General features: G+C 62.1%; 9 protein-coding genes and 2 pseudogenes. 1 reads left to right on the plus strand and 10 read right to left on the minus strand.

Annotation, left to right across the window (positions count from 1 at the left end; translation table 11 throughout):
• Positions 1 to 2 precede the first annotated feature (2 nt).
• The 4 genes and pseudogenes from OC159_RS19585 to tnpB form a co-directional block, all read right to left on the minus strand.
• A pseudogene (locus tag OC159_RS19585) lies at positions 3 to 467 on the minus strand (IS66 family transposase).
• A gap of 33 nt (positions 468 to 500) precedes the next feature.
• Positions 501 to 651: pseudogene (locus tag OC159_RS19590) on the minus strand (integrase core domain-containing protein); the annotation flags it as partial.
• Positions 608 to 931: a hypothetical protein gene (locus OC159_RS19595; protein ID WP_265502916.1), complete on the minus strand. Its 324-nt coding sequence runs from the start codon at positions 929 to 931 to the stop codon at positions 608 to 610. The gene OC159_RS19595 and the pseudogene OC159_RS19590, both read right to left, overlap by 44 nt.
• Before the next feature lie 7 nt (positions 932 to 938).
• Complete coding sequence (gene tnpB / locus OC159_RS19600) at positions 939 to 1,325, minus strand: IS66 family insertion sequence element accessory protein TnpB (RefSeq protein WP_265502923.1); 387 nt, start codon at positions 1,323 to 1,325, stop codon at positions 939 to 941.
• 252 nt (positions 1,326 to 1,577) lie between these two features.
• On the opposite strand from tnpB, the gene OC159_RS19605 reads away from it, so the two are divergent.
• Entirely contained in the window at positions 1,578 to 2,444 is an 867-nt protein-coding gene (locus tag OC159_RS19605; RefSeq protein WP_265502917.1) for a DMT family transporter, read from the plus strand.
• A 194-nt stretch (positions 2,445 to 2,638) separates the two neighbouring features.
• On the opposite strand, the gene OC159_RS19610 is transcribed toward OC159_RS19605, so the two are convergent.
• From OC159_RS19610 to OC159_RS19630, 6 genes are all read right to left on the minus strand, one after another.
• The gene (locus OC159_RS19610; protein ID WP_265502918.1) at positions 2,639 to 2,992 is read right to left on the minus strand and encodes a proline racemase family protein; all 354 of its coding nucleotides are present in this window, start codon (positions 2,990 to 2,992) and stop codon (positions 2,639 to 2,641) included.
• 65 nt (positions 2,993 to 3,057) lie between these two features.
• Positions 3,058 to 3,660, minus strand: coding sequence for an aldehyde dehydrogenase family protein (locus tag OC159_RS19615; RefSeq protein ID WP_407674161.1), 603 nt, complete (start codon positions 3,658 to 3,660; stop codon positions 3,058 to 3,060).
• The gene (locus OC159_RS20305; RefSeq protein WP_407674160.1) at positions 3,560 to 3,778 is read right to left on the minus strand and encodes a hypothetical protein; all 219 of its coding nucleotides are present in this window, start codon (positions 3,776 to 3,778) and stop codon (positions 3,560 to 3,562) included. The genes OC159_RS19615 and OC159_RS20305 overlap by 101 nt, the downstream gene beginning before the upstream one ends.
• Positions 3,779 to 3,792: 14 nt before the next feature.
• Positions 3,793 to 4,026 (minus strand): aldehyde dehydrogenase family protein, encoded by a 234-nt coding sequence (locus OC159_RS19620; protein WP_265502920.1) that lies wholly within the window; start codon positions 4,024 to 4,026, stop codon positions 3,793 to 3,795.
• Positions 4,027 to 4,099: 73 nt separating this feature from the next.
• Entirely contained in the window at positions 4,100 to 4,282 is a 183-nt protein-coding gene (locus OC159_RS19625) for an aldehyde dehydrogenase family protein (protein ID WP_265502921.1), read from the minus strand.
• 13 nt (positions 4,283 to 4,295) lie between these two features.
• Positions 4,296 to 4,646, minus strand: coding sequence for an FAD-dependent oxidoreductase (locus OC159_RS19630; protein ID WP_265502922.1), 351 nt, complete (start codon positions 4,644 to 4,646; stop codon positions 4,296 to 4,298).
• Positions 4,647 to 4,885: the final 239 nt, after the last annotated feature.

Below are 4,885 nucleotides of genomic sequence, written 5' to 3' on the forward strand. Positions count from 1 at the left end.
CCTCAGGGCAACTTTGGAAGCGGTGGCCACCGGTCACCCGCAAGCAAGGATCGACGACCTGCTACCCTGGAACTTCGAGCCTTCAAGCTGAAAGCGCGTGGGGCGCAACCGCCGCTTACGAAGCGGCGGCGGACATGGGTCCAGCAATAGACCGGCTGCCATGGCCCTTCATCGCGCGCAATCTCGGTCAGCGCGTTGTAGGACTGGTAGGCGTCGCATTGCAGGAACCGGCCGCGGTATCAGGCGAGGAACTTCAGCGGATGCTCCCGCCCCCGGCCGGGGGCGCAATGGAACAGCACGATGGGCGGGCCGGCGCCGCCATGGCCGCGGTCGTCGGAGACGACGGCCCGGAAGTAGCCGCTTTTGGTAGTCTTCCGGCCCGGATCCAGCACCGGTGCGCGGGTCTCGTCCACGAAGATCCGCTCGGCGGCGCGCAGATGGACTTTCATGTGGTCGATCACGGGCATCAGGTGGAAGCAGGCGCGGCCAAAGTCATCAGGTTGCGCAAGCGACCGACGCGCCTCAAGCGGCGTCAGGTTGCCGAGCGAGGAGTGCAGCCTGACGGCGGCGTAGCCGTAGGCGCCAGAGGGCGATCTTGCGGCGGGCATCATCCAAAGTGTCGAAGATCCGCTCGTTCAGCAATTCGTCGCGCTGGCGTATACGCCAGCTTTTCGCCGAGACGGGACTTCACCGATACCCGCCGACGCTGCAGCTGCAACCGTTCGCCGAAGGCGGCGACGAACGGCGCACTGCGCGCCAGACGTGTGGAGTGCCGTTGGCCGGGGCCCATGCCACGGTTCAGCTCGGCGATCAGATGCTCCAGCCGCCGGTTGGTTTCCCGCAGCGCGTCCCGTTCGCGCAGCACGGCAAGAACGGCGTCGCGCTGGCTTTCGGGGGGGACGGACAGGTCGATGGACGGGGCTGCCGTCACGCTGTCATCATACCCTGATCCGTCTGTAGTTGAACGCTTTTTTCTTGCGTCCAGGTCTTTCCGCAACGGCTGGCTTCGGGGTTTCCAGAGGCCGGACCCGGCGCCAGTCGAGGCCTGCAAAAAGCGCGTCGAACTGTGTTCGGCTCAATGTCATGGCCCCGTCCCGGACGGCGGGCCAAGTGAAGCTCTCGGCCGTCAGGCGCTTGTAGGCCACCAGCCCGCTGCCGTCCCAGAACAGGATCTTCAGCCTGTCGGCACGTCTGGAACGGAACACGAAGATCGTGCCGGTGAAGGGATCCTCTGCCAGCATCGACTGCGCCGCCAATTCGTCGTGCCCCTTCCTGAAGTCCACCGGCTTGGTCGCCACCAGGATCCACATGCCCTGCGACGGCATCAGCACGGAGCGGCTCCAAGGGCCCGTCCCCCTGTCCCGCTGGCGGGAGGGGAGGTCATCCTCCTAGAGGATGGAATAGGAACTGGCGCCGCCGCTCGTGTCGCGTTACGGGCTGTGTCTCAGTCGGACCTGATTACCTGCCGTGGACCGAGCAGAGCCACTCCACAATCTTTTTCCGGAGACACCGTGATGCGGAACAGAATGCAAATGCCTGCCTTGGCGGACTCATCCTTCAGCCAAGGCCTTCTCTGGATGGCACTGAGCATGGCTTCATTCATCGGGATGTCCGTCGGTTCGCGCGAAATGGCGGCAACGATGTCGATCCGGCAGGTATTGTTCTTTCGTGCGCTGGTAGGGTTTGTAGTGATCCTGCTGGTTGCGCGATCCCTGTTTCCGGAAATTCGTCAGATGCACAAGTTTCCACTGCATGTTGCACGCAATGTCGTGCACTTCACGGCCCAGTACTTCTGGACGATCGGCGTCGTGCTGCTGCCCTTGGCCTCGGTCTTCGCGCTTGAATTCACAATGCCGATCTGGGTGACGCTGTTTGCCTGGCTTATCCTGCGCGAACGGATCAGCGGCCCCAGACTCCTTGCAACAGCAGGCGGCTTTGTTGGTGTTCTCGTGATCGTGCGCCCGGGCATCGGCATGGTTGATCCTGCGGCCGGGCTGGTCCTGGTGGCGGCGGCCGGATACGGCCTGTCTCTGATCATGGTCAAGAACCTGACGCGCCAGTGCTCCCCCGGCGCGATTGTCATCTGGATGATCCTGATTCAACTGCCTCTGGGGTTCGTGGCATCCCTGACGGATTGGCGCCCAGTCCAGTTCAGCGCCGTTCCATGGATGCTGCTCGCGGGCATTGGAGCCCTCAGCGCCCATTTCTGCCAGGCGCAGGCGCTCAAGCGGCTCGAAGCATCGGTCGTCATTCCGATCGATTTTCTGCGCGTACCGATGGCCGCGATCGTCGGATACTATGCGTATGGCGAGGCGATCGACCTATGGGTTTTTCTCGGCGGAGCGATCATTCTGCTGTCGAACTTCCAGGCTGTGTTGGCGGAACGCCGAGCAAGACCTGCGCAGGCCATTCCGACTGATCCTCCAGCGGCGTGCCTCAAGTGACGCAACATATCTGAGTGGTGGACGTCGATGAATGCATCTGCGTAATCGGCCGTGCGGAATGAGGCAGCGCCGTAACGAAGGCTAGGCGACAGCCGGTCGATCAAAACCCACTTCGTCGGGTTATCTGAAAGCGGCACATCTTTCCCTCATGCCGGGTCTGACAGTGAGACTTCTTCTTCCATGAAGAGGCCGGATCAGACTGCAAATTCGGCGGCTGATTGGGCGGCTCGATGGAGGGCTGTGCGGGCATCATCGCAGGTTTGGCAGGGCAAATCCGGCACCGGCTTCGGGATGAGGCGGAACGGACAAGGACGAGTCCCGAGAACCTGGTGCCGGATCGAGGGCAGCAGCCAGTTGGTGATGTGAACGGCCTGAGCACGTGGCTCTCTCGTCAGGAAAAGGTCCAGGCTGGGATCGACATCGTTGAGGTGGTTCATCTTGTTCAGGATGGACGTGCCCGGGATCTCGGGCACGTCGGAAATCAGCACGTTTCCGCTTTCGCCCTGACAATGAACCAGCAGAATGTCCAGCGACTGATCGGCTGTCATTTCAGGTACCACCCCAGGGCGCGGCCGGTCAAACGTGGTGATCTGCTTGGTCTCCAGATAGTTGTTCAGGCCCGTTCGCCCAACTTGCGTCCAATGCCAGACTTCTTGTAGCCACCCCACAGAGCCTCCGTGAAAGTTCGCTGGCTGCAGTTGATCCAGATAATTCCGGCGCGGAAGCGGCGAGCCATGCGTTCGGCCCGGTCCAGATCTGCGGACATGACTGCGGCACCCAGACCAAAGCGGCTGTCATTGTCCATGCGGATCGCGTCGGCCTCAGTCTCGAAAGGTTTGACGCGCACAACCGGGCCAAAGATTTTCTCGCACCAGATCGAGCGGTCTTCGGCCATATCGGCGAAGATCGTGGGCTTGACATAGCAGCCGCTTTCTAGGCCCGCCGGAACACTGCCCCCGGCCACAAGACGTCCCTCGGTCTTGCCGCGCTCGATCACCTCCAGCATCTTTTCGTGCTGCGATGAACTGACCAGCGGGTCCAGCAGCACGTCCTCGTCGAGGCCGTGACCGATACGGATCTTTCCGGCCTCTTCCCCCAGCCGCTCCAGCAGAGGCTCATGGATCGACTGCTCGATCAGCACGCGCGACATCGTCGCGCAAACCTCGCCATGGCTCAAGAAGATGCCGAACATGATCCATTCCACGGCCTCGTCCAGAGGCGTTGAGCGGGGACTTGCCACGGATTTCCGGGCTGATAGCCTTGATGTCGCGCGCCGCCGTCGCCATGACCTTAGAACCGGTGGGAACCGGTCCGGTAAAAGCCAGCTCGTCCACGTCCGGGTGTTCGGTCAGCGCCTGGCCAGCCTCGGGGCTAAAGCTGTCACGATGTTCAGGACGCCCGCCGACAGGCCCGCATCCAGCGCGATCTGGCCCAGTTCCAGCGCAGTCACCGGCGTGAGCTGTGATGGCTTCAGCACCATGCAGCAATCAGCCGCCATTGCCGGTGCAACATTCCGGCTGGCTATCAGCATCGGGAAGTTCCACGGGATGATGGCACCTGCAACGCCGACAGGTTCCTTCACGGCCTTCGAAACCCTCCACTGCTAGTTCGATGTCCTGATGGATTCAGTTGTCCAGCCGTGCCGCCAGATCAGCTTAGAAACGAGACACGCCTGCCGTGTCCTCGATGTCCCAAAATCGCTCCGGCAGGGGCTTGCCATTGTCCCGGACCTCGATGCGGAGAAGTTCGTCCTTCCGCACGGCAACCAGATCGCCCATGCGCCGCAGTACAACGGCGCGCTCCGCACCCGACATACGCGGCGGTGCCTTGTGGGTCATCGGGATCTCATTTTCAAAAACGATCAGGGCGATAGGAAGAAATATCCAAGGGCGGTGTCACGCTCGTGATCAGATTTCCCATGAACCGCGCGTCGGTTGCGACGTATGTCACGCCCAAATGACCGCAACCAGCAACGTGGAAGACGCCGCGGGTTCTGGCCGAAGCAGACATGACCGGAACAGTATCGGGAAACGCGGGGCGGTGCTCCATCCACTCGGTGAAGTTCTCGCAACGCGGATTGGGCAGCGTCGTTTGCACACGTCGCACATTTATCTTGCTGCGACGGAGATCCGGTGCAGCATCAAGTCCTGCCATGTCGACAGTTCCGCCAACGCGGACGCCACTGACAGTCGGCGTCACCATGAAGGCGCGGCCTGCCCCGGGGTTCTAACAGGCCGCTCACATAATCGCCGAACGGGACGTTTTTCCCGTCTTGGCGATCGATGAGGATCATGGTCGGGACCTTTGGCACTGGAGGGCATGGGTGCCTCATGGGTGCCTGGTGCCCGGTCCGGTGATTGCGCCCCCAGCAGCCGAGGCAGCCGGGCCAGGTTGTTGGCCGCCATTGTCAGGATGAAGCGGGACCTCAGCCGCTCGACACC

This window comes from Paracoccus beibuensis, from assembly GCF_026162625.1.
GTDB lineage: Bacteria > Pseudomonadota > Alphaproteobacteria > Rhodobacterales > Rhodobacteraceae > Paracoccus > Paracoccus beibuensis.

Coding starts and splice junctions, on each gene's coding strand:
- tnpB (WP_265502923.1), bottom strand. CDS start 1,325: ATGCCGTCGCAGGGCATGTGGATCCTGGTGGCGACCAAGCCGGTGGAC.
- OC159_RS19605 (WP_265502917.1), top strand. CDS start 1,578: ATGGCACTGAGCATGGCTTCATTCATCGGGATGTCCGTCGGTTCGCGC.
- OC159_RS19610 (WP_265502918.1), bottom strand. CDS start 2,992: ATGACAGCCGATCAGTCGCTGGACATTCTGCTGGTTCATTGTCAGGGC.
- OC159_RS19625 (WP_265502921.1), bottom strand. CDS start 4,282: ATGACCCACAAGGCACCGCCGCGTATGTCGGGTGCGGAGCGCGCCGTT.
- OC159_RS19630 (WP_265502922.1), bottom strand. CDS start 4,646: ATGGTGACGCCGACTGTCAGTGGCGTCCGCGTTGGCGGAACTGTCGAC.